Source organism: Megasphaera indica, assembly GCF_046614755.1.
GTDB lineage: Bacteria > Bacillota > Negativicutes > Veillonellales > Megasphaeraceae > Megasphaera > Megasphaera intestinihominis.
The window spans coordinates 36324-61585 of record NZ_JBKKJR010000005.1; the positions used below are offsets into that span (position 1 = coordinate 36324).

General features: G+C 53.1%; 17 protein-coding genes and 1 tRNA gene. 5 read left to right on the top strand and 13 right to left on the bottom strand.

The window, feature by feature from the left end; all coding sequences use genetic code 11:
* Positions 1 to 25: 25 nt before the first annotated feature.
* The 4 genes from rpoB to ACFCTO_RS04270 form a co-directional block, all read right to left on the bottom strand.
* A complete protein-coding gene (gene rpoB, locus ACFCTO_RS04255) occupies positions 26 to 3787 on the bottom strand; it encodes a DNA-directed RNA polymerase subunit beta (protein WP_302420543.1) in 3762 nt (1253 codons plus the stop codon).
* 237 nt (positions 3788 to 4024) lie between these two features.
* Positions 4025 to 5281 carry a tyrosine--tRNA ligase gene (gene tyrS / locus ACFCTO_RS04260; RefSeq protein ID WP_499876443.1) on the bottom strand — a complete coding sequence of 419 codons (1257 nt, stop codon included), beginning with the start codon at positions 5279 to 5281 and terminating at the stop codon, positions 4025 to 4027.
* A 419-nt stretch (positions 5282 to 5700) separates the two neighbouring features.
* Positions 5701 to 6816, bottom strand: a complete 1116-nt coding sequence (gene nhaA / locus ACFCTO_RS04265) for a Na+/H+ antiporter NhaA (protein WP_294025965.1) — start codon at positions 6814 to 6816, stop codon at positions 5701 to 5703.
* A gap of 183 nt (positions 6817 to 6999) precedes the next feature.
* Positions 7000 to 8913 (bottom strand): fructose-1,6-bisphosphatase, encoded by a 1914-nt coding sequence (locus ACFCTO_RS04270; RefSeq protein ID WP_292261658.1) that lies wholly within the window; start codon positions 8911 to 8913, stop codon positions 7000 to 7002.
* A gap of 453 nt (positions 8914 to 9366) precedes the next feature.
* Here ACFCTO_RS04270 and gdhA point away from each other — a divergent pair, with 453 nt between their 5' ends.
* A complete protein-coding gene (gdhA, locus tag ACFCTO_RS04275; protein ID WP_481324956.1) occupies positions 9367 to 10716 on the top strand; it encodes an NADP-specific glutamate dehydrogenase in 1350 nt (449 codons plus the stop codon).
* Positions 10717 to 10960: 244 nt separating this feature from the next.
* On the opposite strand, the gene ACFCTO_RS04280 is transcribed toward gdhA, so the two are convergent.
* Genes ACFCTO_RS04280 through ACFCTO_RS04290 form a run of 3 tightly spaced genes read right to left on the bottom strand, consistent with a single transcriptional unit; the run spans position 10961 to position 13892 of the window.
* Positions 10961 to 12130: a M20 family metallopeptidase gene (locus ACFCTO_RS04280; RefSeq protein ID WP_481324955.1), complete on the bottom strand. Its 1170-nt coding sequence runs from the start codon at positions 12128 to 12130 to the stop codon at positions 10961 to 10963.
* 18 nt (positions 12131 to 12148) lie between these two features.
* Positions 12149 to 13096, bottom strand: coding sequence for an AEC family transporter (locus ACFCTO_RS04285; RefSeq protein ID WP_020310066.1), 948 nt, complete (start codon positions 13094 to 13096; stop codon positions 12149 to 12151).
* 1 nt (position 13097) lies between these two features.
* On the bottom strand, positions 13098 to 13892 hold the full coding sequence (locus ACFCTO_RS04290) for a carbon-nitrogen family hydrolase (RefSeq protein ID WP_499876444.1): 795 nt from the start codon (positions 13890 to 13892) through the stop codon (positions 13098 to 13100).
* Between the two features lie 159 nt (positions 13893 to 14051).
* Here ACFCTO_RS04290 and ACFCTO_RS04295 point away from each other — a divergent pair, with 159 nt between their 5' ends.
* Positions 14052 to 14714 carry a uracil-DNA glycosylase gene (locus ACFCTO_RS04295; RefSeq protein WP_499876445.1) on the top strand — a complete coding sequence of 221 codons (663 nt, stop codon included), beginning with the start codon at positions 14052 to 14054 and terminating at the stop codon, positions 14712 to 14714.
* A 222-nt stretch (positions 14715 to 14936) separates the two neighbouring features.
* Here ACFCTO_RS04295 and ACFCTO_RS04300 read toward each other — a convergent pair whose 3' ends face one another.
* Entirely contained in the window at positions 14937 to 16166 is a 1230-nt protein-coding gene (locus ACFCTO_RS04300; RefSeq protein WP_499876446.1) for a [Fe-Fe] hydrogenase large subunit C-terminal domain-containing protein, read from the bottom strand.
* Positions 16167 to 16483: 317 nt separating this feature from the next.
* On the opposite strand from ACFCTO_RS04300, the gene ACFCTO_RS04305 reads away from it, so the two are divergent.
* From ACFCTO_RS04305 to ACFCTO_RS04315, 3 genes are all read left to right on the top strand, one after another.
* Entirely contained in the window at positions 16484 to 16831 is a 348-nt protein-coding gene (locus ACFCTO_RS04305) for a YadA C-terminal domain-containing protein (protein ID WP_481324951.1), read from the top strand.
* Positions 16832 to 17099: 268 nt separating this feature from the next.
* Positions 17100 to 18884, top strand: coding sequence for an APC family permease (locus ACFCTO_RS04310; RefSeq protein WP_499876447.1), 1785 nt, complete (start codon positions 17100 to 17102; stop codon positions 18882 to 18884).
* Between the two features lie 842 nt (positions 18885 to 19726).
* Positions 19727 to 19800, top strand: a tRNA-Gly gene (locus ACFCTO_RS04315).
* Positions 19801 to 20000: 200 nt separating this feature from the next.
* Here the strand turns inward: ACFCTO_RS04315 and ACFCTO_RS04320 are convergent.
* From ACFCTO_RS04320 to ACFCTO_RS04340, 5 genes are all read right to left on the bottom strand, one after another.
* Positions 20001 to 21332: an anaerobic nitric oxide reductase flavorubredoxin gene (locus ACFCTO_RS04320; protein WP_294024979.1), complete on the bottom strand. Its 1332-nt coding sequence runs from the start codon at positions 21330 to 21332 to the stop codon at positions 20001 to 20003.
* A gap of 39 nt (positions 21333 to 21371) precedes the next feature.
* Entirely contained in the window at positions 21372 to 22019 is a 648-nt protein-coding gene (locus tag ACFCTO_RS04325) for a cupin domain-containing protein (RefSeq protein ID WP_499876448.1), read from the bottom strand.
* 302 nt (positions 22020 to 22321) lie between these two features.
* A complete protein-coding gene (locus tag ACFCTO_RS04330; RefSeq protein ID WP_020311849.1) occupies positions 22322 to 22750 on the bottom strand; it encodes an Hsp20/alpha crystallin family protein in 429 nt (142 codons plus the stop codon).
* A gap of 95 nt (positions 22751 to 22845) precedes the next feature.
* Positions 22846 to 23286, bottom strand: coding sequence for an Hsp20/alpha crystallin family protein (locus ACFCTO_RS04335; protein ID WP_020311850.1), 441 nt, complete (start codon positions 23284 to 23286; stop codon positions 22846 to 22848).
* Positions 23287 to 23642: 356 nt separating this feature from the next.
* Positions 23643 to 24956 carry an MFS transporter gene (locus ACFCTO_RS04340; RefSeq protein WP_499876449.1) on the bottom strand — a complete coding sequence of 438 codons (1314 nt, stop codon included), beginning with the start codon at positions 24954 to 24956 and terminating at the stop codon, positions 23643 to 23645.
* Positions 24957 to 25262: the final 306 nt, after the last annotated feature.

Genomic DNA, 25262 nt, shown 5'->3' on the forward strand with positions numbered 1-25262 from the left:
AATACCGCTCCCTTCTATCGACTCGTTATTCATCATCTTCAGTAGTATCATCATCGTCAGCCTGTTCAGCTTCGGCGACGGCATCGAGGCTCATGGCACTCATGATGTCATCTTCGCCGCCGTTGGCGACGGGTTCCTGTTCTTCGCCTTCTTCTCCTTCGGCAGGAGCGTCTTCAGCCGGTGCAGCCGGTGTTTCCGGACCATTTTCACCTTCCATGACGCGGCGGAGTTCATCGGTCTGTTCCGGTTCCGTTTCATCGTCATCATCGAGTTCCTTGATGACGACTTCTTCGCCGTCTTCGTTCAGGATCTGGACGTCGAGGCCGATGGCCTGGAGTTCTTTGAGGAGGACCTTGAACGATTCCGGTACGCCCGGTTCAGGAATATTTTCACCTTTGACGATCTTTTCGTAAGCCTTGACACGGCCGACGACATCGTCAGACTTAACAGTCAGCATTTCCTGGAGAGTATAGGCTGCGCCATACGCTTCCAGAGCCCAGACTTCCATTTCGCCGAAACGCTGGCCGCCGAACTGGGCTTTACCACCGAGCGGCTGCTGCGTGACCAGGGAGTACGGGCCTGTCGAACGAGCATGGATCTTGTCGTCGACGAGGTGATGCAGTTTGAGGAAGTACGTGTAACCGACAGTGACGCGGCGGTCCATCGGTTCCCCTGTGCGGCCATCATAGAGGACGGATTTGCCGTCTTCCGGCAGGCCGGCGATCTTCAGGGCTTCAAAGACGTCTTCGGCCTGAGCGCCGTCGAAGACCGGTGTTGCAATATGGACACCGGCGACGTCCGGTTTGGGCATGCCGTATTTATCGAAATCATAGCCGGCAGCGCGGAGTTTTTCTTCCAGGCCCGGATCCATTTCCTTGATCTGTTTACCCAGTTCGTGGACAGCCCAGCCAAGGTGGGTTTCCAAAATCTGACCGATATTCATACGAGACGGTACGCCCAAGGGGTTCAGGACGATCTGGACCGGCGTGCCATCGGGCAGGAAAGGCATATCTTCCTGGCGCATGACGCGGGAGACGACACCCTTGTTGCCGTGACGGCCAGCCATCTTGTCGCCTTCGTGGATCTTACGTTTCTGGGCGATGTAGACGCGGACCAGACGGTTTACGCCAGGCGGCAGTTCGTCGTTATTTTCACGGGAGAAGATGCGGACGTTGACGACTTTCCCCGATTCACCATGAGGTACGCGCAGCGACGTATCGCGGACTTCGCGTTCCTTGTCGCCGAAGATGGCGCGCAGCAGGCGTTCTTCCGGTGTCAGTTCCGTTTCGCCTTTCGGCGTGACTTTGCCGACCAGGACGTCGCCCGGGAAGACGTCGGCACCGATCATGATGATGCCGTTTTCGTCGAGGTTCTTCGTGCTTTCTTCACTGACGTTGGGGATTTCACGGGTAATTTCTTCCGAGCCCAGTTTCGTGTCGCGGGCATCACATTCGTATTCTTCGATGTGGATGGATGTGTAGAGGTCGTTCTTCGGGAGTTCTTCACTGAGGAGAACGGCGTCTTCGTAGTTATAGCCTTCCCAAGGCATGTAGGCTACGAGGATGTTGTAACCAAGAGCTAATTCGCCGCCGTCCGTAGCCATGCCGTCAGCCAGGGGCTGACCTTCCGTGACCCTTTCGTTCTTATAGACCAACGGGCGCTGGTTGATGCAGGTGCTCTGGTTGGAGCGGACGAATTTGATGAGTTTATATGTATCGACAGAACCAGAATCCGTGCGGACCTGGATGGTGTCGCCAGTAACGCGGGATACGACGCCGCTGTGTTTTGCCAGGACGCAGACGCCGGAGTCACAAGCCGTCTTGTATTCCATGCCGGTGCCGACGAGCGGAGCCTGTGTGCGCAGCAAAGGTACTGCCTGGCGCTGCATGTTCGCACCCATGAGGGCACGGTTGGCATCGTCGTTTTCCAGGAAGGGGATCATGGACGTACCGACGGAAACGACTTCCTTAGGCGATACGTCCATGAAGTCGACGCGGTCAGCCCGGAATTCACGGGTATCTTCACCGTGACGGCAGGCAACGCGTTCGTGGACGAAATGGCCATCTTCGGTCAACGGTTCGTTGGCCTGGGCGATGACGTACTGTTCTTCTTCATCAGCCGTGATGTAGTGGACATCTTCCGTAACGACGCCCGTTTCTTTATCGACGCGGCGGTACGGGGCTTCGATGAAGCCGAATTCGTTGACTTTACCGAAGCAGGCCAGGGACGAAATCAAGCCGATGTTCGGGCCTTCAGGCGTTTCTACCGGGCACATACGGCCGTAGTGGGAATGATGGACGTCGCGGACTTCGAACCCTGCGCGTTCACGGGACAGACCGCCAGGACCGAGGGCGCTCAGACGGCGTTTGTGCGTGATTTCTGCCAGCGGGTTGGTCTGGTCCATGAACTGGGACAGCTGGCTGGAACCAAAGAATTCTTTGATAGCAGCGACGACAGGACGGATGTTGATCAAGACCTGAGGCGTAATGCTTTCGGCATCCTGGATGGTCATGCGTTCGCGGACGACGCGTTCCATACGGGTCAGGCCGATGCGGAACTGGTTCTGCAGGAGTTCGCCGACGCAGCGCAGGCGGCGGTTGCCCAGATGGTCGATGTCGTCAATGGTGCCGAAGCCGTCCATGAGGTTGAGGAGATAGCTGATGTGGGCGATGATGTCTTCGCGGGTAATCGTGCGGTGGTCATACGGAAGGTCGCTGTTGTTGCAGATGATCTTGTAGACCGAGCCGTCCGGTTTTTCGACGAAGGCTTCGACGAGGCCGCCGCCGTCACCGGCGGGCGCACCGTCGGCGATTTCGCGATGGAAGACGCCGCTTTCGCGGATCTTTTCAACTTCAGCCGAGCCGATTTCCGTATGGGCATCGACGATGACTTCCCCTGTTTCCGGGTTGACGATCGGTTCGTGCAGGGTCAGGCCAAAGAGGCGGCGTTCCCAGCCGAGCTTCTTGCCGGCTTTGTAACGGCCAACGCGGGCCATATCATAACGGCGCGGGTCGAAGAAGAGGCCTTCAAAGAGATTGCGGGCACTTTCAACGGTCGGCGGTTCACCAGGGCGGAGTTTCTTATAGATTTCAACGAGGGCTTCGTCCTGATTTTCCGTCGTATCTTTTTCAAACGTAGCCTTCAGGCGTTTATCGTCAAAGAAGAGTTCGAGGATGTCGGCGTTCGACGACCAGCCCAGCGCGCGGATGAGGACCGTGACAGGAATCTTGCGGTTGCGGTCGATACGGGCATAGACGATGTCGTTGGCGTCTGTTTCCAATTCGATCCAGGCCCCGCGGTTCGGGATGACCGTCGAATTGTACAGGCGGATGCCCATCGGGTCGATTTCGCGGCCATAGTAGACGCCCGGAGAACGGACGAGCTGGCTGACGATAACGCGTTCTGCCCCATTGATAATGAAGGTACCTGTATCGGTAATCAGTGGGAAATCACCCATGAATACTTCCTGGTCCTTGATTTCACCTGTTTCGTGGTTGACAAGACGGATCTGGACGCGGAGCGGTGCGGCGTATGTCGTATCGCGTTCCTTACATTCACGAATGTCGTACTTCGGTTCCCCTAATTTAAAATCCTCGAAGGATAAAGACAGGTTACCCGATGCATCTTCGATGGGAGAAATGTCTTTGAAGATATCTTTCAGTCCCTTTTCCAGGAACCATTCGTAGGATTTATTCTGTAAATCCAACAAATGAGGCATTTTCAAGACCTCGTTAATCTTAGCATACGTGTATCGAGTCCTTTTCCCTACTTGTACAGGTTTGAACATGCTGATTCTTCACCCCTTATAAAAAGTAAATCATTATGATAGCGTTGTACAGCGCCGTGTAAAGCGACAGAAAAGCAAGGCTCTCAGACGATTTGAACCTTGCTTAATTTTTTGCTCACCGGAAGCGCTTCCTCCATGTATCTCATAATATCAATTGAACATTTTGCAATAAGTTATTATTGCATAGCAAAGCGCTTCTGTCAATATTCTATTTTAACAATTTTCTAAAATTTACCCTTACTGATGAACCCGAGCCAAAGTATATTTCTTCTTCCCTTTGCGGACGATGACGAACTTGCCGTTGGAATTCTTGTGAGGTTTGACGATTTCGTCGAGGGACGTGACTTTGATGCCGTTGATGGTGACCGCACCGTGGGTGATGTCTTCACGGGCCTGGCGTTTCGATTTGTAAATCTGGGAATCGACGAGCCAGTTGACGACGTCTTTTTCTTCGTTGGAAACGTCGACAGTCGGCATCTTGCCGAAGGCCTGTTCCAATTCGCGTTCCGACAGGTCGGCGATGCTGCCGTGGTACAGGGCTTCCGTGATGTTCTGGGCTTCCTTCAGGGCTTCCGGGCTGTGGACGAAAGTCGTGACTTCTTCAGCCAGGCGGCGCTGGGCCAGTCGTTTTTCCGGTTCTTTTTCGACCGATTCGGCCAGGGCGTCGATTTCTTCCTTGCTGAGGAAGGTAAAGTATTTCAAGTATTTGACGACGTCCGCATCATCCTGGTTGAGCCAGAACTGATAGAATTCAAAGGGCGATGTTTTTTCCGGGTCGAGCCAGACAGCACCGCCGGCGGTCTTGCCGAACTTGGTGCCGTCCGATTTCAGCATGAGGGGAATGGTCAGGCCATAGGCTTTGGCATCGCTGCCGTGCATCTTGCGGATTGTGTCGATACCGGCCGTGATGTTGCCCCACTGGTCGGCGCCGCCGATCTGCAGCTGGACGTCGTTATGGGAAAAGAGGTGTTCAAAGTCGATGGACTGGAGAATCTGGTAGGAAAATTCCGTAAAGGAAATGCCTGCTTCCAGACGGCTGGCAACGACTTCCTTGCTGAGCATGATGTTGACGCTGAACAGTTTGCCGTAATCGCGGAGGAAATCGAGGAGGCTGATCTGGCTGAGCCAGTCATAGTTATTGACGAAGGTGATGTTTTCCGAATCGCCGAAAAGATGCATGAACTGAGCCTTCAATTTTTCGGCATTGGCCTTGATTTTATCGAGAGTCTGGAGCTGGCGTTCCGTCTTGCGGCCGCTCGGGTCACCGATTGCACCGGTACCGCCGCCAATGACGACATACGGATGATGGCCGGCATTGGCAAAGCGTTTAAGCATCATGAACGGAATCAAGTGGCCGATATGCATGCTGTCACCCGTCGGGTCGACACCGCAATAGAGGGAAATGCTCTTTTCTTCCGTGAGCTTACGCAACCCTTCTTCATCTGTCATCTGATTGACGGCACCGCGCCAAGACAATTCATCAATAATATTCATCGAATTCGCTCCTTTTGTATAAAAAATGATAAGTTACTCTTCATTATAACGACATGAACGTATTACGTCAATGATGGGCGCCGAAGGCGCCCGCAGTTCGTGGCGCCCTTTATAGGGCGCGCCGTTCGCAGACCGCAGACCGCCGTTCGCAAAACCATGCTACATTGGCCCGCTTGGTATATGGCTGACTATTCGCGGCGGGCCGCCCAAGGCTCCCTTCATAGGGGAGCTGGCCGCCGAAGGCGGTCTGAGAGGTTAAAGGACGACCCCTACGCATGATGGGCGCCAAAGACGCCCGCTGTTCGCAGACCGCAGGTCGCAGTTCGCAAAACCACGCCACATTGCTCCGTTTGATGTATGTCCGATTGTTCGCGGCGGGCTCGCCACGTGCGAGCCCCTACCGATAATTACAGGAAAGGCTATCGGCTTACGCGGTTGACCAGGAAGCCGCCGAGGATGGCCGCCGTGAGGGACGCGGCGATGATGGCGGTCTTGGCCGTCATCAGGACCGGGCTGCCGGGAAAGGCCAGGCCGGCGATGAACAGGGACATGGTGAAGCCGATACCGGCCAGGAGGCCGACGGCCCAGAAGTGTTTCATCGTCAGCCCTTCTGGCAGGGACGCTTTTTTCAAGGCCGTCAACAGCCAGACGGCCAGGCCGATGCCGATGGGCTTGCCCAGGACCAGGCCTGCCAGGACGCCCAGTCCCGGTGCCGACGCCAGGCCGGTCAGGCCGCTCAGGTCGAGGCGGATGCCGGCGTTGGCCAGGGCGAAGACGGGCATGATGACAAAAGCCGAGACAGGCGTCAGGGCGTGTTCTGCCCGCAGCAGCAGGCCTTCCCTTCCATCCTTGCCGGGCACGGCCGGCATGGCGAAGCCCGTGAGGACGCCGGCCATGGTCGGATGGATACCGCCGTAGAAGAAGGCCAGCCAGATGAGGATACCTCCCACAGCGTAAAACCAGGCCGATTGCCAATTCCTGCGGCACCCAGCCAGCATCAGCAGCCAGACGATGAGGCCGCCGGCCAGGACCGGAAGATTGAGGGAACCGGCATAAAAGACGGCGATGACGACGATACCGCCGAGATCATCGACGATGGCCAGGGCCGTCAAAAAGACGACGAGGCTGCGCGGCGCTTTCGGAGCCGCCAGGGACAGGACGCCCAGGGAAAAGGCGATGTCCGTCGCCATGGGGATGCCCCAGCCACCAGCCGTCGGCAGGCCGGCATTGCACAGGCCATAAATCGCAGCCGGCACGAGCATGCCGCCTAAGGCCGCAGCCATGGGCAGCATCGCTGCCGACCGGGACTTCAGTTCTCCATAGAGGAATTCCCGCTTCACTTCGGCGCCGACGACAAAGAAGAACAACGCCATGACGGCGTCATTGACCCAGTGCAGCAGGGACATGTGCGTCCCTGCCGGCAGCGGGGCCTGGAGCCAGCGTTCATAAACGGGACCGAAGGGAGAATTAGAGATGGCCATGGCAAGTATCGCACAGGCAATGAGTAACAGTCCGCTTAACGATTCTCGTTTCATATTTCCTCCTTGATTTGGTGATGTCACACGAATGTTTCTAATATCATGCACGGATTTTTTCTTTATAGCTTGTAGTATAGAGTTTGTAGTTTGTAGAAGATGGCTTTAAATTATTTACGCTTTGCTGCAAACTAAAAACTGCAAACTTAAAACCGGGCGGGCCGCCCTTGGGGACGGCCTCCACTACGGGTTCGGACGGCGTTCGAGGATGACGCCCTGGCGGTAGGCTTCCAGCAGGGCCTTCAGGTCGTGGATCATCTGGAGGAGCTTCTTGCCGTTATCCGTGTCGCCGATCATGACGCGCTTCGGTTCCAGTTCGACCTGTGTCGATTCGGAATCGATGTCGACGTTGTTCATCAACGCCTGGTAGACATCTTCAAAGGGGTAGTGAGATTTGATGCGGATGCCGTGGGAATTAAAGATGAGCGTGTAGCCGGCAATGCCCGTCGACCCCTGGTAGGCCTTGCAGAAACCGCCGTCGATGCAGATTTCCTTGCCTTCCGCCCTGATAGGGCTTTCGCCTTTCTTGACCTTGACCGGCGTATGGCCATTGATGATGTGTCCCTGAGGCGAGTCGATGCCGAATTCGTGGAGGATCTTGATGCATTCGTCTTTATCGCGATTCAGGCGGTAGTAGGCATTCTGCGGTTCTTTCCACGTCGATTCGTCTATGATGTAACTCCGTTCAAAAGTCTTGACGATGCGGCCGGATACAGGGGAATCGGCACCGCACCAGAGGTACCACATATAGTCCAGGCTGTCAGTATCGCGCTGGTCATAAGCCCGGCGGATGAGGTGTTCCGCCTTATCCATGAAGGCTTTGCCCTTATACGGCTTACCGTCGAGGTAGATTTCCTTAAAGCTGCCGTCTTCATTGAGGGGCAGGCCGCCGTGGAACAGGAGGTTGTTATTCATGCAGCGGTATAACGAGCCGTGGCTGTAGAGGAAGCGGATGTGGCGCTGCAGGCGTTCGCTTTCGGTAAATTCAGCCTGGATATCGTTCATGAGCTGGTGTTCTTCCGGCGACAGCGTGTACGGGTCCTGGGGATTGACCGTCGGGAAGTCCTTGGTCTTCAATTCATACGTCTTGCCATCGAGGGTGATGACGCCTTTTTCCCAATCAATCTTGTGGAACAGCAGGCGGTCGTCCATGTTGTAGTCGGGATGGCGGTAAATGGTCTGACCTTCCAGCTTGGCCACGATGACGTTGATGGCCTTGACCATGGGCTCAATGCCGTCGTCCTCTTTATACGTCTGCAAGGCAAAGAGGGCAAAGGGCCGAAGGCTGATGCCATAGCCGCTTTCTAATATTTCCATATTATGGTAACGGATGTTATTGCGCAGGACATTGGCGATGCAGGCCGCGTTGCCGGCAGCAGCACCCATCCAGAGGACGTCGTGGTTGCCCCACTGGATGTCCAGAGAATGATGATGCATGAGCGTGTCCATGATCTTGTCGGCATGAGCGCCGCGGTCGTAGATATCGCCGATGATGTGCAGGTGGTCGACGGCCAGCCGTTTGATGAGATTGGCCAAAGCGTAAATGAATTGGCGCGTACTTCCCGTTTCCAAGATGGTGTCGAGAATCTTCATGTGATAGACCAGCTGGTTCTGGTCTTCATCGGGCTGGGCGTGCAAGAGTTCATCGATGACGAAGCGGAAGACTTCCGGCATGGCTTTACGGACTTTCGACCGCGTATATTTCGACGACAAAAGCTTGGCCAGGTCGATCATCCGTTCCAGCGTCGTCCGGGCCCAGTCATCGTTGACCTTGCCTTCGCGGTAGAGCATGTTCAGCTTTTCCTTAGGATAATAAATAAGAGTCAGTAAGTCGTCCTGTTCGGCCTTGCTCATCTTGTCAGAAAAAATCATTTCCACTTTTTCGCGGATGACGCCGGAGCAGTTGTTGAGGATGTGATAGAAGGCTTCGTATTCACCGTGCAGGTCACTCATGAAGTGTTCTGTCCCTTTCGGCAGGTTGACGATGGCCTGCAGATTGATGATTTCCGTGAACGTCGCCGCCTGCGTGGGATACTCCTTGGACAGGAGCTCCAAATAGCGCAAATATTCCGGGGAATAGGTATCGTACGTTTCCATGTTGCGTACCTCTCTTTCTTATATAGTATATGTTGTATGGCTTATTTACTTTCTATTGTATATCATCATTGTCAGGGTGACTAGGTTCTTTTTCTGATTTTCGTCACCTTCTTCTCCATTTTGTTTAACTGGTGTATACAATTATTTCTCCAGCAAAAGACAAAGGGCCGTCTTCCCCCTTCTTCCTCAATAAGTATAGTTCTATTTATACCATGATTTTGATTCATATTGCAATTATTTTTAACGAATACTTCCCTTTAACTTACTATAACGTTTATCTTATACCTTAAAAATCCTTGAATTTTGACGTCCTCTTTCACATAGTGGCAATGTAGTGCCATCATGGAAAAATCTTTTCCTCATTGTGGTATTTGCAAGGACGGAAAAACATGCTATTATGTAATTGTAGAAATCAGTTTTGGGTATAATTAATTTCAAATGAGGTGATTACATATGAATAAGTATTTGGAATCTGTCATTGAAAATGTACGCACGAAACACGCAAACGAACCGGAATTCGTCCAGACCGTCGAAGAAGTCTTCAGCTCCCTGGACCCTGTCGTCGAACGCCACCCGGAATATGAAAAGTTCGACCTCCTCAACCGTCTCGTCGAACCGGAACGGCAATTCACATTCCGCGTCGTCTGGCAGGATGATGCAGGCAAATACCACACCAACACGGGCTACCGCTTCCAGTTCAACGGCGCTATCGGGCCCTACAAAGGCGGCCTTCGTTTCCAGAAGAACGTATACTCAGGCATCATCAAATTCCTGGGCTTTGAACAGATTTTCAAGAACGCACTGACCGGCCTGCCTATCGGCGGCGCCAAAGGCGGGGCTGACTTCGACCCGACGGGCAAGTCCGACGCTGAAATCATGCGTTTCTGCCAGAGCTACATGCAGGCTCTCTATCGCTACATCGGTCCCGATGTCGACGTACCGGCTGGGGACATGGGCGTCGGCGGCCGTGAAATCGGCTACCTCTTCGGCGAATACCGCCGCCTGAAAGGCTGCTTCGAAAACGGCGTCCTCACGGGCAAAGGCTTCAGCTTCGGCGGTTCCCGCATCCGTCCGGAAGCTACAGGCTACGGCGCCGTATACTTCCTGGAAAACGTCCTCAAAGACGACGGCCAGGACATCAAAGGCAAAACTATCGCCGCTGCCGGCTTCGGCAACGTAACCTGGGGCATCTGCAAGAAAGCAACGGAACTGGGTGCCAAAGTCGTTACTCTGTCCGGTCCGGACGGCTACATCTATGACCCGGACGGCGTCGCTACGCAGGAAAAGATCGACTACATCGTCGAAATGCGCAACAGCGGCCGCAACCGCGTCCAGGACTATGCCGACAAATTCGGCGTCGAATTCTTCCCGGGTGAAAAACCGTGGGGCCGCAAAGTCGATATCGTCATGCCGTCGGCTATGCAGAACGACGTCCATATGGAACAGGCTAAACAGATTGCTGCCAATAAGATCCGCTACTACATCGAAGTCGCCAATATGCCGACGACCAACGATGCCCTGAAATTCTTACTCGACCAGAACGACATCATCGTCGCTCCGTCGAAAGCCGTCAACGCCGGCGGTGTCGCTACATCGGCCCTGGAAATGAGCCAGAACAGCGAACGCCTGGTATGGACTGCCAAGGAAGTCGATGACCGTCTCCACGAAATCATGAACACCATTTACCAGAACTGCAAAGACGCAGCTGCCCGCAACGGCCTGGGCTACAACCTCGTAGCCGGTGCCAATATCGCCGGGTTCGAACGCGTCGCCGACGCTATGCTGGCACAAGGTGTCTTCTAAGGTATACCTGAAACTGAATATATAGAACGTGAAAAAAGGAGCTGTCGCATCGCGACAGCTCCTTTTTCTGTAGGGGTCGCCACGTGGGCGACCCGTTCACGCAAATCCGTTCTACAAGTATTTCACATATACCTAACGGGCTCGCCCTCTACAGCGGTCCGTTTCAGCAGCCGTCTTGCCATTCCTTGCAGTCATAACCTGACAGGCTGAAAAGGCATGTACGAGCCCCTACAAACTACCTCTATCAGGAGAGGCTCTTCGCCGTGAACTCGTCTTTCATCTGCTGGCGCAGGGCCGTGTCCTTGGCGAAGAGCAGGGCCAGGCGTGCCATGATTTCGGCGCCTTTGACGATGGTCGGTTCGATGGTCCTGGCCTTGACGGCATTGGCGATGTCCGTCGAGTGTTCCGGCATGGGGACGTCGCCCAAGGCCAGGTGGACGTGGACGGCCGGGCACTGATGGCTGACGTTGCCGACGTCGGAGCTGCCGCAATCCTTTGGTTCTTCGTAAGGGATCCCCATGGCCTGGAGGACCTGTTCCGACGCTTTCGTCGCCGCTTCATTCCAGACCATGTTATCGAATTTGCAGCCCATTTGGGTGACGTCATATGTCGTTTCCGTAGCAATGGCCGCCCCTTTGAAGCAGTTCATGACCTTGGCCACAACGGTATCGAGATATTCCCGTTCGCTGTGGCGGATACAACATTCGACTTCGGCGTAATCGGGAACGACGTTGGAGGCGGCCCCACCGTTTACGATATACGAGCCGATGCGCGTTTCCGGCCGGACGTGCTGGCGCAGCATATCGACGGCGTGCAGGGCCAGCATGGCCCCATTCAGGGCATTGCGGCCGTTCCAGGGTTCACCGGCGGCGTGAGCCGTCTGGCCGTGGAAGGCGATGCGGTAGTCGTCGAGGGCCAGGAAATGGGAATTGGCATTGGTCTGGGTCGGCGACACATGGACCATGACGGCGAAATCGTAGTCCTTGAAGACTCCCTGGTCGCACATGATGACCTTGCCGCCGCGCAGTTCTTCATCCGGTGTGCCGATGAGGTCGACGTCGACAGGCAGATCCTTCAAATCCTTTAAGGCCGCAGCGGCCAGGAAGCTCATGGCGCCATTGGCCGAATGGCCGCAGCCGTGGCCGACACCGGGGAGGGCGTCGTATTCCGCCAAAAGGGCCATCTTGAAGACAGGTTTATCGGCCCGATGGGCGATGGCTCGGAAAGCCGTCGGCTGACCGGTGAACTGTTCTTCCACGTCCATGCCCAAAGAACGGCACAAATCGACGTAGTGCCGGCAGGCATGATATTCTTCACCGGACAGCTCCGGGTCGTCAGCAATGGTATAGTTGAGCTGAAAGGCCTGGGCTTCATAGGCTTTCAAGGCTTTCTTCAAATCTTCGAGGGTGTTCATTTTCTAAAAAAACTCCTTCTATCCAATGATAAACATATATAAGGGAATGATGACGATGCCCATGACGACGGTGATAAAGCTGACTTCCGTCGAATAACGGACATCGGCGCCGACGGACTTGGCGACGACTGTCATCTGGGTCATGGCCGGCATACTGGCCTGCATAGTAAAGACCTGGGCCGACATGGGCGTGACCGGGATGAAGGGCAGGAGCACCAGGACGCAGGCCGGACAGACCAGGAAGCGGCCGACGAGGGCGCCGATGATGTCCCGGTCCCAGCGGACCGACGCCAGAGAAATGCCCGTCATTTCAATGCCGATGACCATGAGCGACAGCGGCGTCGCCATATTGCCGACGTATTGGAACGACGTCAGCAGGAAATCAGGCAGCTTGATATTGGCCATAATCAGGACCAGGCCAGCCAAAAAGCCCAGGAGCGGCGGCGAAAAGACTTTCTTCAGGGTCTGCAGGGAAAACAAGGGCATATTCCCCTTGCCGCCCAGACTGTCGTTGACGATATGGTAGACGCCGAGGGTCCAGAACATGGTCGTGTTGGCCATGTAATAGAGCATGACCGACGGTACGCTCTGCGTCCCGAACAGGGCCAAGTTGACGGGCAGGCCGATGAAGATGGTATTGGCAATGAAAAAACAAGTGATGAAGACGCCCTGCCGGTCCTGGCGGATGTGCAGGACTTTGGCCGCTATGCGGCCGACGGCATAGGCCAAAAGAATAGACGCAAAGGGCAGGAGTAGGTCCGGCGCGATGCGGAGCAGCGAATCATGGGTGAAGTCCTTTTCCAGCTGGCAGAGCATGTATAAGGGCAGGCTTATCTTCATGACCAGTTTGGTAAAGACAGCGCTCATGTCCGGCCCGAACCAGCCTTTCTTGGCCAAGATGAAGCCGATGGAAATGATGAAGAGGACTTCAAAAATACCTTGTAACCCGTGCAATACGCCTTCCACGTTACCGCTTCCCTTCTAAATGATATAACTCAGGCCGCCGGTCGCGAAAGACATTGATGCGGCTGCGGATGTCTTTGATGACGGACAAGTCGATTTCACCGGTAACGATTTCCTCACCGTCTCCTCCTTGGGCCAGCACTTCGCCCCACGGGTCGATAATCATAGAATGGCCGCAGAAGCGGTAGTCACCGCAGGTACCGCAGCTGTTGACGGCGATGACGAAGAACTGGTTCTCAATAGCCCGGGCCCGATTGAGTATCTGCCAATGAGCCAGTCTGGGATGAGGCCAGGCGGCCGGGACAAAGAGGATCTGGGCACCGGCCAGGGCCGCCATGCGGACCCACTCACCAAAGCGCAGGTCATAACAGGTAATCGACGCCATAGGGATGTCGCCCAGGAAGAACGTATTCAAATGGTTTCCCGGCGTGAAGACCTTTTCTTCCCCGCCAAGCGTGAATAAATGGCATTTGTCATACGACGAAACGCGATTCCCCTCTTCATCGACGATATACGTCGTATTGTACAGGCGCCCGTCGTGACGGCGGACAATGGAGCCGCCGATGAGCTGGATATGACAGGACGAAGCCAGGTCCTGCAAAAACTCCTGGGCCTGGCGGCCCTCTTCATCGGCCAGGTCATAAACATCAGGCGGGTAGAACGACAGGTCCCACAATTCAGGCAGCACGGCCATATCCGAACCAGCCCTGGCCGCCTGTTGGACGCGGCGCCGGACCTGGTCGAAATTGGCCAGCCTGTCGCCGGGGACGATAGGAAATTGAATGAGTGAGATTTTCACTGCACTTCCCCCTTTCTTTAATTGTCATGTCAATTTAGCTTTATTATATACCATACTATAGTATGTAAAAAGTATTTTTTTAGAATACTGCTGAACGACTTGAAAAGAGGCGGCCGCCTTGTTATAGTAAAATTAATTATCGCATAAAGAAGGGGTATCATGGAAGAAAATGAAAAGATGAAAGATTGGCTGACAGGACTCATGAGCTGTACAGCCTGTCACTTACGGGACGAAGGCAATCGCGGACCGACGCGCTATTCCGGCGATTGTGCGTCGCCGCTGATGTTCGTCGGCGAAGGGCCTGGCGGTGTGGAAGACGAATACGGCGTTCCCCTCATCGGCCCGTCGGGGCAGCTCCTCGACAAGGCCTTGTGGAGCGTCGGACTCACGCGGGACCACGTCTATGTCACCAACATCGTCAAGTGCCGGCCCAAGAACAACCGCACGCCGACCCTGGAAGAAGGGCGCCACTGCGCGGACATCCATTTGGTCAAAGAAATCGAACTGGTCCAGCCGAAAGTCATCGTCTGCCTAGGCAAAGTCGCCTTCCAGTATTTCTATGGCCGCGCCGCCAGCATCATGCGCAACCGCGGCAAGTGGTTCACGTGGCGCGGCTATGACATCATGCCGACATATCACCCGGCCTTTCTCCTGCGCCAGACCGGCCACGAACTGGTCGAATCGAAATGGCAGGTCTACTACGACTTCAAAGCGGCTGTCGAAAAAGCCAAAGCCGCCATGCCCGACTATACCTATCAGAGCCCGGAAAAGCCGGACCTCCTGGCCCAATATGCAGCATTAAAAGAGAGCCGGCATTGGTAAATGGCCCTTGAAGGCTGCAGTTCGCAGGCCGTGTAAAAAAAGGCTGTCGCAGATGCGACAGCCTTTTTTTCTGTAGGGGCGCACGTGGGGCGCCCGCTCCGGGATATGTATGATGTCCCGACCAGATTGCTGAAAGAACCTTCCAAATCCTAAACGGGTCGCCCACGTGCGCCCCTACAAACTTTGGTGAAAAAGGTCACTACATAATGACCATACCCTTCATCAGTCAAAAATACGGTCGTACAGGTGGCTCCGTTCGAGGAATTCTTCGACTGTCGGGAAGCCTAATTGTTTCAACAGTTCGATGACGTAGGGATTTTCCATGGGCGTCTTGTAGGCTGCCTGTTTGCCGTAGGCCTGGACATTGACCTTGCCTTCTTCTTTCTTGATGATGGCCCGGGGACCGCCGACGCAGCCGCCCAGGCAGCCCATGCCTTCAAAGAAGTTGCCATCGCGGTTGCCGGCCAGGATGTCGTTGATCATGGCCTTGCAGGCCGGGACGCCATCGGCTTTGCGCGTCTTGATGTCGACTTTGCGGTCCGGGTTCAGCTGATGGACCGTTTCCGTGACGGCTTCAGAGACGCCGCCGGCATAGGCGTAGCAGATGCCCGCTTCCGAAGCGTGGGGCACGTTGTCTTCCGGCAGGGATGCCAGGTCGATGTCCGTAACCGTCAGGAAGTCGCGCAGTTCCTGATAGGTCAGGACGTAATCAATAGCGCCTACCAGGTCCGGTTCTTTCCGTTCAGCTTTCTTAGCCAGGCAGGGCCCGATGAAGACAGTCTTGGCATTAGGATGCAGGGCCTTAACTGTACGGCCGCCGGCAATCATAGGCGAGACAGAGCCCGGGACGTTGGGCAGGAGCTGGTGATAGAGCTTCTTGATCATGGCAATCCACATGGGGCAGCAGCAGCTGGTGAGCTGGAACTGGTCTTCATTGTTGATGTTCTTGTCGAATTCCAGGGCTTCTTTCAATGTCAGGATATCGGCAAAGGCGGCGACTTCCAGCATACCCGTGAAACCCAGGCGCTTGAAAGCTGTCCGCAGTTTCCCCATGGTAACATCGGGACCGAACTGACCGGATACGGCAGGAGCAACCAAAGCGTAGATAGGGCCGTCGTAGTCGTGCAGTTCCTGGACGACAGGGATAAGGTCTTTCCGCGTCTTCAGGGTATCGAGCTTGCAGGCATCGACGCAGGCCTGGCAGCCGACGCACTGGCTGTCGTCGATGGTGATGCCATCGGGACCGGACGTGATAGCGCCCCAGTCACAGGCTTCCTGGCAGTGATGTGGTTCATCGGGCGGACAGAGACAGGGCTTGACCCGCCAGATCAGGGGATGGTCGTCGGGATGAGCCAGACAATCGATCAATTTCGGGTCACCATCGACACCGACCGGTTTACCGTCAGCAGCCCGTTTAAGCATCTGCTGGTACAATTCATCTAATGTTTTCATGAGGAACCTCCTTTATGAACATCTGCTAACACAGATTGATACAGCCCTATTGTAGCAGATTTTTCGTTATTACAACAGTTTTATTTTAAAGATGCCCCTTCATTCAGAGCATACGTAGCGGCCATATGACGCAAAGAGTGAACACCAATATGGGGTATTCCTATCTTTTTGCACATTTTTGTCAGCCATGTATTCAGATAACTAGGACTTGCAGGAACTAGATGATCATGTAGTTATCAGGTAAATCATCTATTGCCTTCAGCAATTTCTTCAGCTGTTCTTCCTGAATAATGGGATAGTGATGATAACTCCATCCCTTGGATTTCGCCCCCGATGACAAAGGCTCCTTCGCCGTCGGATTCGGCTCCTACAAGAGCGAACATGCCGCAGCCCTCGGCGCCTTCTATCGCTCCAATGAAGACACCATGGTAAACCTTCCCGCTACCATCAGCAACAACGACAACATGTACAGCGCCGGCGTTTCCTTCAAAATCGGATCATCCTCGCCTTACGCTCATATGAGTAAATCAGAAATGGCCGTCAAACTGGAATCACAAGATAAACAGTTGACCGACCAGAATCAGAAGATTGAAACCTTGGAAAGCCAAAACCAGGATTTCAATGCACGACTCGCTAAATTAGAAGCCCTCGTCGCCTCTAAATAACACGATTTCCTCCTTAGACAAAAAGGCATCCTTTGACTTGCAGCAGCGAGGGATGTCTTTTTTCTATTGTTTCTGAAATCTTATGGTCAACAGGAATAACACATGAAAAACCTTTATTGACAGGAGTATGAAAAGGGATTATACTGAGCTGTATTTAGCAAAATGCAGTTTCTTACAATAAAAAAAGGAGGCTATCATGCTATTCAAAACGATTAGTCGCCACCTTCTCGGCAAGCCTTTGGAGAATACCAAACTCGAGGGCGAACAGATGCCAAAATGGAAGGCCCTGCCTATTTTCTCATCGGATGCCCTGTCATCCGTCGGGTACGGGCCGGAACAGATTGCCATCGTCCTGGCTTCGGTACCGACCTTAGCGACATACCGTTATTTCGGACCTATCGTCTTAGCTATCATTGCCTTATTATTCATCGTTGCCCTGTCCTATACCCAGGTCGTCCGGGTCAATCCGGGCGGCGGCGGTTCCTATGGCATCGCCATGAAATACCTCGGTGTCTACCCGGCCCTTACGGCAGGGGCGGCGCTTCTGGCCGATTACATCCTGACCGTTGCCGTTTCCATTTCTTCAGGGACGGCGGCGCTGGTCAGTGCCTTTCCGGTCCTCCACCCTTATCACGTCTACCTTGACCTCGGCGTTCTCATCCTGATGATGATCGTCAACCTGCGCGGTACCAGGGAGGCCTCAACCGTCTTCGTCTGGCCGACGTACTTCTTCTTGGCTGCCATGGGGATCACCTTAATCGGCGGCTTCTATCAAATCTGGAACGGCACCCTCACGGCTCATACCGTCGCTGTCGAAACGGTAGCCCCATTGAATCAGACCGCCTTGATGCTCATCGTCCTGCGGGCCTTTGCTAACGGCTGTAGTTCCATGACCGGCATCGAAGCCATTGCCAACGGCGTCACCATGTTCAAGGCGCCTCAGCAAAAAAACGCCATCGAAACGACGGCTGTCATGGCCTGTATCCTGGCAATCATGCTCGGCGGCCTCAGTTACCTCATCATTTATCTTCACCTCTTGCCGACACAAGGCTACACCCTATTGTCCCTCCTTGTCGAAGATATCTTCAGCCGGACCTTGATTTACTACGTCATCCAGATTTTGATGATGGTCATCCTCTACATCGCCGCCAATACGGCCTACAACGGCTTGCCGCCGCTTCTTTCTTTCATGGCCGTCGACGGCTACGTCCCCCGCTACTTTGCCAACCGAGGTGAACGCCTGAGCTATTCTAACGGCATCCAAGTCCTGACGCTCATGGCCGGCATCTTGATTGTCCTCTTCCAGGGTAATATTGAGCACCTCATTTCCCTCTATGCCATCGGCGTATTCCTCTCCTTCACCATTGCCCAATCGGCCATGGTCGTCTACTGGAGACAATGCCGGGAACGAAACTGGCGCCTCTTTTCCGTCATCAACGGCTTCGGTGCCCTGGTCACGGCCTGCGTCGTCGTCATCGTCCTCATCACCAAATTCATCTACGGAGCCTGGATTATCGTCCTGCTCATCCCTACCTTGGTCTATATGTTCCTTAAAGTCCATCATCACTATGATGACGTCCGAGAACAGCTGTTGCTGACACCGGAAGAGTATACGAAAGTCATGACCACCGACTTAGGCCACAATATCATCATCATCCCCATCGCGTCCCCGACTCAAGCCGTAGCCAAGGCCATTCGCTACGCCAAGATCATCAGCGGTCCGAAAGATAAAATCTATGCCGTCCACGTCTACAGCGACGATGAACGGGGTAAAAAAATCAAAACCTTGTGGCGCCAACTGGAACCCGACATCGAGCTCATCATGCTTCAATCGCCTTATCGGCAGTTGACGGACCCGCTCATCACCTTTATCCAAGAGCTGCGGAAAGAGACGGCTCCGAAAGATACGATTACCGTCCTCATTCCGGAATTTGAAACGAAAAAATTATGGCACCGCCTGCTTCACAACCAGAGCGGCTGGCTGCTAAGACTCCGTACCCTGCCTTACTTAGACGTCGTCGTATCGACAGTCCCCCTGCAGTTTACGAAATAGAAATCAAGTAGCATCTACAACAAAGCCCCGTCGAAGGAAATTTCTTCGACGGGGCTTTCTGTTATGGAACTGTCATCGGGAGATGGTCAGTTATTTTTTATAGAGCATGCGGACCGAATTGAGGACACACAGGGCGGATTTGATTTGTTTTCTTTTAAGTTGTTCTAATAATTGGCTGAGGAAGTCACTGATGTAAACTGTCCGGATGGACTTGTCCGTCTTTCGATTAGAGACTTCAGTACAACGAGATGATACATATTTCACAGACCTCTGAATACAGATTTTTTTCTCATCCCAGTCTATATCCGACCATCTTTACGGATTTTGTTGCCGTCCTTATCTTGACCTATATAGACCCGAAGCTCCCAATGACCATTTCCTCGATTGATTACAGTAGCCAACAATTACACCTCCTAAAAAAGAGGCTCACTTAGAGAGCCTCTTTGATATGCTACGATACTATAAATTGTATTTTTATTACCATTTCATTCATAAATCATTGCCCCTTTTTATTTTCCATAAAATCGCTTAACCATGCGGTTTATAGGCCCTTTAAAGCTTGTATTCCATAAATGTAGAGCTTGTATTCAGGGTCAAACTGCACCCCTCCTGCACCCCTTTTGAAGAAAAATCACTAAAAATCAGCGAAAATGTACAGTAAAACAATTACTCAGAAAATCAATAAAAAAAGGCGGAAAAAGCTAGATTTTATCTGCTTTTCCGCCTATTGTTAACCATTATAAAAGGCCGTGAGGCCTTATTTTACCAGTATTTCAAGAAAATTCTTCGAAAACCTTTACAAACCGCATGAATACTGGTAAAATGAACAAGTAAAAGTTCATGCGGGTGTAATTCAGTGGTAGAATACGAGCTTCCCAAGCTTGGTACGAGGGTTCGATCCCCTTCATCCGCTCCAGAATACAAAAAAGGCTGTCGCATGTGCGACAGCCCTTTTTTTGTAGGGGCGCCCACGTGGGGCGCCCGCTCACACAAATCCGGTTCGCAAGTATTATCACTTTAAATTTAAAGCAACTTCTCCGGCCTTTCAGGCCACCTCCCCTATTAAGGGAGGCAAGAGCTAGTAGCCAGCTACTAGCCACGAGCCACTTTCCCTACTTAGCCGGCATAGCCGCCTTTTACGCCTTCACGGGCATCTTTTTCCCAATCTTCGAAATGTTCTTTGGCAGCCTTGCCGATCTGTTCGTCGTTGTTGTAATCGCCGAGTTCGGTCTGTACGCCATCTTCCTTGGCTTCGGAAGCGTTGACGGCTGCTGCGAAATCACGGCCGTATTGGCGGCATGTTTCCTGGGTTGCCTGGTCCGGGTTCCACTGGCAGCGCAGGCCGTCGTTGACGACGTCGAAGCCGGCACCCTGGAGGAGAGCTGTAATCTGTTTGACAGCTTCACCGCTCCAGCCATAGCTGCCGAAAGCAGCGGCTTTCTTATTCTTGAATTTCAGGCCGCGGATCATTTCCATGATACCGCCGATGGAGAAGAGGAAGCCGTAGTTGATGGTCGGCGAGCCGACGAGGATGGCTTTCGATTTGAAGACTTCCGTAACGATGTCGTTCTTGTCATCGACAGCGGAATTGAAGAGTTTCACCGTCAGCGTCGGATCCGTTTCGCGCAGGCCTTCGGCGATGCATTCAGCCATGCGGCGCGTGGAATTCCACATCGTATCGTAAATGATGGTGATCTGGTTTTCCTGGTAAGCTTTGGCCCAATCCTGATATTTGGCGACGATTTTCAGGGGATCTTTGCGCCAGATGACACCGTGACTCGGGCAAATCATGTTGACCGGGACACCCATCTTGAGGATTTCATCGATTTTCCGCGTAACCATGGGACTGTAGAGGTTGAGGATATTGGCATAGTATTTCATGGCTTCCTGATAGAGTTCTGCCTGGTCTACGCAGTCATTGTACATTCTTTCGCTGGCATAGTGCTGACCGAAACCGTCGTTGCTGAAGAGGATGTTTTCGCCGGTCATATAAGTGAACATCGTATCCGGCCAATGGAGCATAGCGGCTTCGATGAAGACGAGCTGGCTGTCGCCCAGGTCCAGGGTATCGCCGGTCTTGACGTTGACGAAGTTCCAATCCTGGTGATAGAGGCCGCGCAGGATGGCTTCCCCTTTCTTGGTGCAGTAAATCGGCGTATCCGGGATTTCCCGCATCAGTGCCGGCAAAGCGCCGCTGTGGTCGTTTTCATTGTGGTTCATGACGATATAGTCGATGTCTTTGAGGTCGATTTCCTTCTTCAGGTTAGCGACGAATTCGTCGTCAAAGGGTTTCCAGACCGTATCCATGAGGACCGTCTTTTTATCGCGGATCAAGTAGGAGTTATACGAAGAGCCCTTTTCTGTCGAATATTCATGGCCGTGGAATTCGTTCAATTCCCAGTCTATTTTACCTACCCAAGTCACTTTTTCTGTAATTTTTTTACCCATGATGAGCGTCTCCTTTTCAATTATCTCTATATGATGAAATTATTCTAACGTAAGCAGCAATGCCATTTTAAAGGGTCCATCGGCAGTGATGGCATGGCGGCCGTTCTTGGCAAAAGCAAAGTTTTCGCCGGCCTTGATTTCATGATCTTCACCTTCATAGCGAATGACGGCTTTGCCTTCCAGGGCAAAAATCAAGGCTTCGCCGGGAGCAGCGTGTTCCGAAAGGCCTGTGCCGGCGCCGAAACTCATGACGACGAATTTGACTTTAGGCGACTGAATAATGTCGCGGTTGATGATCTTACCATCCTGATAAGGCACGAGGCCTGCCAAAGAGAAAATCTTGCCTGCATCGATGTTCATAAGGAATTCCTCCTCTACTGTAAGTTCCGTATAGACCGCCCCATCGCGGCTCTTCATGCCAACGGGTACGGACGGCGGTGCGATGATGGCCTGACCAGCCACCAGATTATGTTCTTCCCCCGGCCAGTGAACGATCAGCGTACCGTCAGCGACATAGAGGACTTTCGCCTGCCTGTAGATTTCCGGACTGATGTCCGTACCGGCAGCCAGGGAAAAGTAAAAGACTTGATACTGGGCTTCATTGACCAGTTCTTTAGAAATCGTACAGCCGGCCACTGGGGCATTATCACGGCTGATAGAAAAGATATGGCCTTTCGTTTCTTTCATTCCACTCACCTCGTTTTTTCTTTCCCTTCGATGTGTTAAGTATACGTTTTTTTCATCATTATAGCTGTTGTAATTACAACAGACAATAGAATTTCTCAATTATAAAAAAAATAGGCGTCGCATTAAGCGATGCCTATTTTTAGCAGCCAGCAGTCAGCGGTTAGCAGATAGCTTTAAATCAACCTCTCAGACCGCCTTCGGCGGCCAGCTCTCCTATTATGGGAGCCTTGAGGCCGGCCTCTGCGAGCTGCTAGCCACTAAAAAAAGACCTGCCGTGTATGCGGTAGGTCTTTTTTTCATCCTCACTGGATTTCAATGGTGTTGGTCGGTTGTGCCTGTTGGGCATCTTTCGGGAGAGTTACGGTCAGGACGCCATCTTTGAAAGCAGCCTGGATACCTTCTTTCTGAATGCCTGTGACAGGGAACTGACGGCAGAAGGACGAACTCGAACGTTCTTTGCAGATGTAGTTGTGCTGTTCGTCTTGCGAATCCTTCTGTTCGTTGTGGCTGGCAGCCAAAGTCAGGACGTTGTTGTCGTAGCTCAGATGGATGTCTTCTTTCTGGACGCCCGGCAGATCAGCGGTCATAACGTATTCGCTGCCTTTGTCTTCAATGTCGACTTTCGGCATAGTGCTGGAGAATTCACTCGGCCACATGAAGCGATTGAAGAAGTTATCAAAAACATCGGGAACGGAAAATTCATTATCAACAACTGGGAATAAGCTATTCATAAGTCATGCCTTCTTTTTACGTAAGTTTGAACACCATATATCAAACATTGAATACAAGGGAGTTTGGCGGGCGCCCCACGTGGGCGCCCCTACAATTATTTGACTTCAATGCGGTGGGCTTCAGCCACTTTCTTCGGGTCTTCTTTCGGCAGGGTTACGGTCAGGACGCCGTCTTTAAAGGCTGCCTGGATGCCATCTTTCTGGATGTTGCGGACCGTGAACTGACGGCAGAACGTATGGCTGCTGCGTTCTTTGCGGATATATTTCTTCTTATCGTCTTTTTCATCTTTCTTTTCTTCGTGTTTAGCCGTCAAAGTCAGGATGTCATCGTTGTAGCTGACGTTGATGTCTTCTTTGGCGATGCCCGGCAGGTCCGTCGTCAGGATGTAGGCCTTATCGGTATCTTCGATATCTACCTGCGGGACGCGGTAGTTGCCTTCTGTCGGATTTTCAAAGCTGTTGAAGAAGTTGTCAAAAATCGTATCAGGGAATACAAAATCACTGTTCGTTACAACTGGAAATAAACCTTTCATCATAATCATTACCCTCTTTCAACACATCGTTCATTGTTGCTATGAGTGAACCTTCTTTTCAGTTCTGTTCTTTTGACCTTTTTGCTTATCTCTCTGTAACCTCTTCCTGATTACAGCTATATCATAAACCCTATTAGCACTCTTGTCAAGTGAGTGCTAATAAAAAATTTCAAAAAAAGTGCTGTCGCGTAAATGACAGCATTTTTTAGTGGTTAGCAGCTAGCCGTTAGGGGCTAGTAAAAGAAACCTCTCCGCCCTTTCAGGCCACCTCCCCTGTTAAGGGAGGCAAAGAACGCGTTCTGCGGCCTGCGAACGGCAAACGGCGGGCGCCCTATGTGGGCGCCCATCAATCACTTATCCTACGGGACGAGTTGTTTGCCCGGTTTTACGAAGATCCAGGCTACGATGGCGATGATGCCGAACAGGGACGTGGCCGTGAAGGCGTTGTTCCAGCCGTAGTTGGTGACGAAGAAGGCCGTGACGATAGGAGCCAGGACGCCGCCGATGTTGCCCCAGAGGTTGATCCAGCCGGAAACGGAACCGGTGTATTTACCACCCAGGGAGATGACGGAAGACCAGCTGGCGCTCATAGCAAAGCCCAAGGCACCGAGGGAAACGGACATCCAGAAGATGTTCATGGCCGGGTCAGCCGTATGGGATGCGATGTACAGGCCGAGGGATGTAACGGCGACGCCGGCCATAGCCGTGACGGTGCGCATCTTATACTGCATTTCGCTGTGGCTGCCATTGGCAATCTTGTCGGAAACGAAGCCGGCCAGGAAGACCATAGCCATCAGCGCGATCCAAGGACAGGAAGCCCAGAAGCCCATGGATTTCAAGGACATGTTGTGAACTTCAGTCAGGTACATGGGCAGCCATGCCAGGAAGACGTACATGATGTAGTCGACGACCATGAACTGGATACCGACAGCCCAGAACTGGGTCGAGCGGAGGAACTTGCTCCAGGGAGCGACGGCTTTCTTCAGGGAGTCAGCCGAACGGCCTTCGTTGATGTACGCAGCTTCTTCAGCATTGACATAGGGGCTGTCTGCCGGATTGTCACAGGCGAAGCGGTGCCATACCCAGGCCAGGGCGATGCCGACGAGACCGAAGATGATGAAGACGGCGTGCCAGCCGAAGAGGCCCATGAGGGCGACCGTTGCGACCGGGCCGACGACGGGGCCGAAGAAGGTCCCTAACAGGATGGACGAGCTGGCCTTGCCTTTTTCGTGTTTATTGAACCATGTAAAGGTAGCGGCCCCCAAAGACGGGAAGACAGGGCCTTCGCCGAGGCCGAAAGCCAGGCGGACAGCGGCGAAGCTGATCTTGCCTTTAGCTAAAGCCGTCAAGGCCGTGAAGACGGACCACCAGAGGATGGCGAAAGCCCCGGTCTTGCGCATGCCGAACTTTTCAGCCAGGATACCGCCAGGGACCTGCATCAAAGCGTAGCTGGCGAAGAAACAGGTCTGAATGAAGCCCATGTCGATTTTCGTGAAGCCGAAATCCTGCATGATGACCGGCGTCGCGACGGAAAGGTTGACGCGGTCCATATAAGCGACGAAACTGATTAAGAAGATTAAAAACGCGATTTTCCATCGGAAGTTTGTCATCGTGCCGGCAACAGCCCGCGTTTCAGCTGCAGCGGTCATGATCTTACCCATTGCTTTTTCCATAGCCAATACCTCTTTACATGAATACCAAAATACCCAAGAAATAATTTGATAATGAATACTGTACGAGTCACACTCAGGGGATATAAAAAACCCCTGCTGCTCCAGCGGAGCAACAGGGGCGATGATTCGCGGTACCACCCTGTCATTATACTCAACGTCTTTGACAGACATCCTATAACGCGGGATTGCGTCTGTACCTCAATTCCCTAGAAAAACAGTCGGTACAGAAACTCCCGGGCGAAGTCGGACGATTGCACCTCGCCGGATTCACAGCACCGCCGGCTCTCTGAAGAGGATCAGGATTCG

Excerpts from the sequence above, each read along its gene's own strand:
- rpoB (WP_302420543.1), bottom strand. The coding sequence starts at position 3,787 with ATGTTCAAACCTGTACAAGTAGGGAAAAGGACTCGATACACGTATGCT.
- tyrS (WP_499876443.1), bottom strand. The coding sequence starts at position 5,281 with ATGAATATTATTGATGAATTGTCTTGGCGCGGTGCCGTCAATCAGATG.
- nhaA (WP_294025965.1), bottom strand. The coding sequence starts at position 6,816 with ATGAAACGAGAATCGTTAAGCGGACTGTTACTCATTGCCTGTGCGATA.
- ACFCTO_RS04270 (WP_292261658.1), bottom strand. The coding sequence starts at position 8,913 with ATGGAAACGTACGATACCTATTCCCCGGAATATTTGCGCTATTTGGAG.
- gdhA (WP_481324956.1), top strand. The coding sequence starts at position 9,367 with ATGAATAAGTATTTGGAATCTGTCATTGAAAATGTACGCACGAAACAC.
- ACFCTO_RS04280 (WP_481324955.1), bottom strand. The coding sequence starts at position 12,130 with ATGAACACCCTCGAAGATTTGAAGAAAGCCTTGAAAGCCTATGAAGCC.
- ACFCTO_RS04295 (WP_499876445.1), top strand. The coding sequence starts at position 14,052 with ATGGAAGAAAATGAAAAGATGAAAGATTGGCTGACAGGACTCATGAGC.
- ACFCTO_RS04300 (WP_499876446.1), bottom strand. The coding sequence starts at position 16,166 with ATGAAAACATTAGATGAATTGTACCAGCAGATGCTTAAACGGGCTGCT.
- ACFCTO_RS04310 (WP_499876447.1), top strand. The coding sequence starts at position 17,100 with ATGCCAAAATGGAAGGCCCTGCCTATTTTCTCATCGGATGCCCTGTCA.
- ACFCTO_RS04320 (WP_294024979.1), bottom strand. The coding sequence starts at position 21,332 with ATGGGTAAAAAAATTACAGAAAAAGTGACTTGGGTAGGTAAAATAGAC.
- ACFCTO_RS04325 (WP_499876448.1), bottom strand. The coding sequence starts at position 22,019 with ATGAAAGAAACGAAAGGCCATATCTTTTCTATCAGCCGTGATAATGCC.
- ACFCTO_RS04330 (WP_020311849.1), bottom strand. The coding sequence starts at position 22,750 with ATGAATAGCTTATTCCCAGTTGTTGATAATGAATTTTCCGTTCCCGAT.
- ACFCTO_RS04335 (WP_020311850.1), bottom strand. The coding sequence starts at position 23,286 with ATGATGAAAGGTTTATTTCCAGTTGTAACGAACAGTGATTTTGTATTC.
- ACFCTO_RS04340 (WP_499876449.1), bottom strand. The coding sequence starts at position 24,956 with ATGGAAAAAGCAATGGGTAAGATCATGACCGCTGCAGCTGAAACGCGG.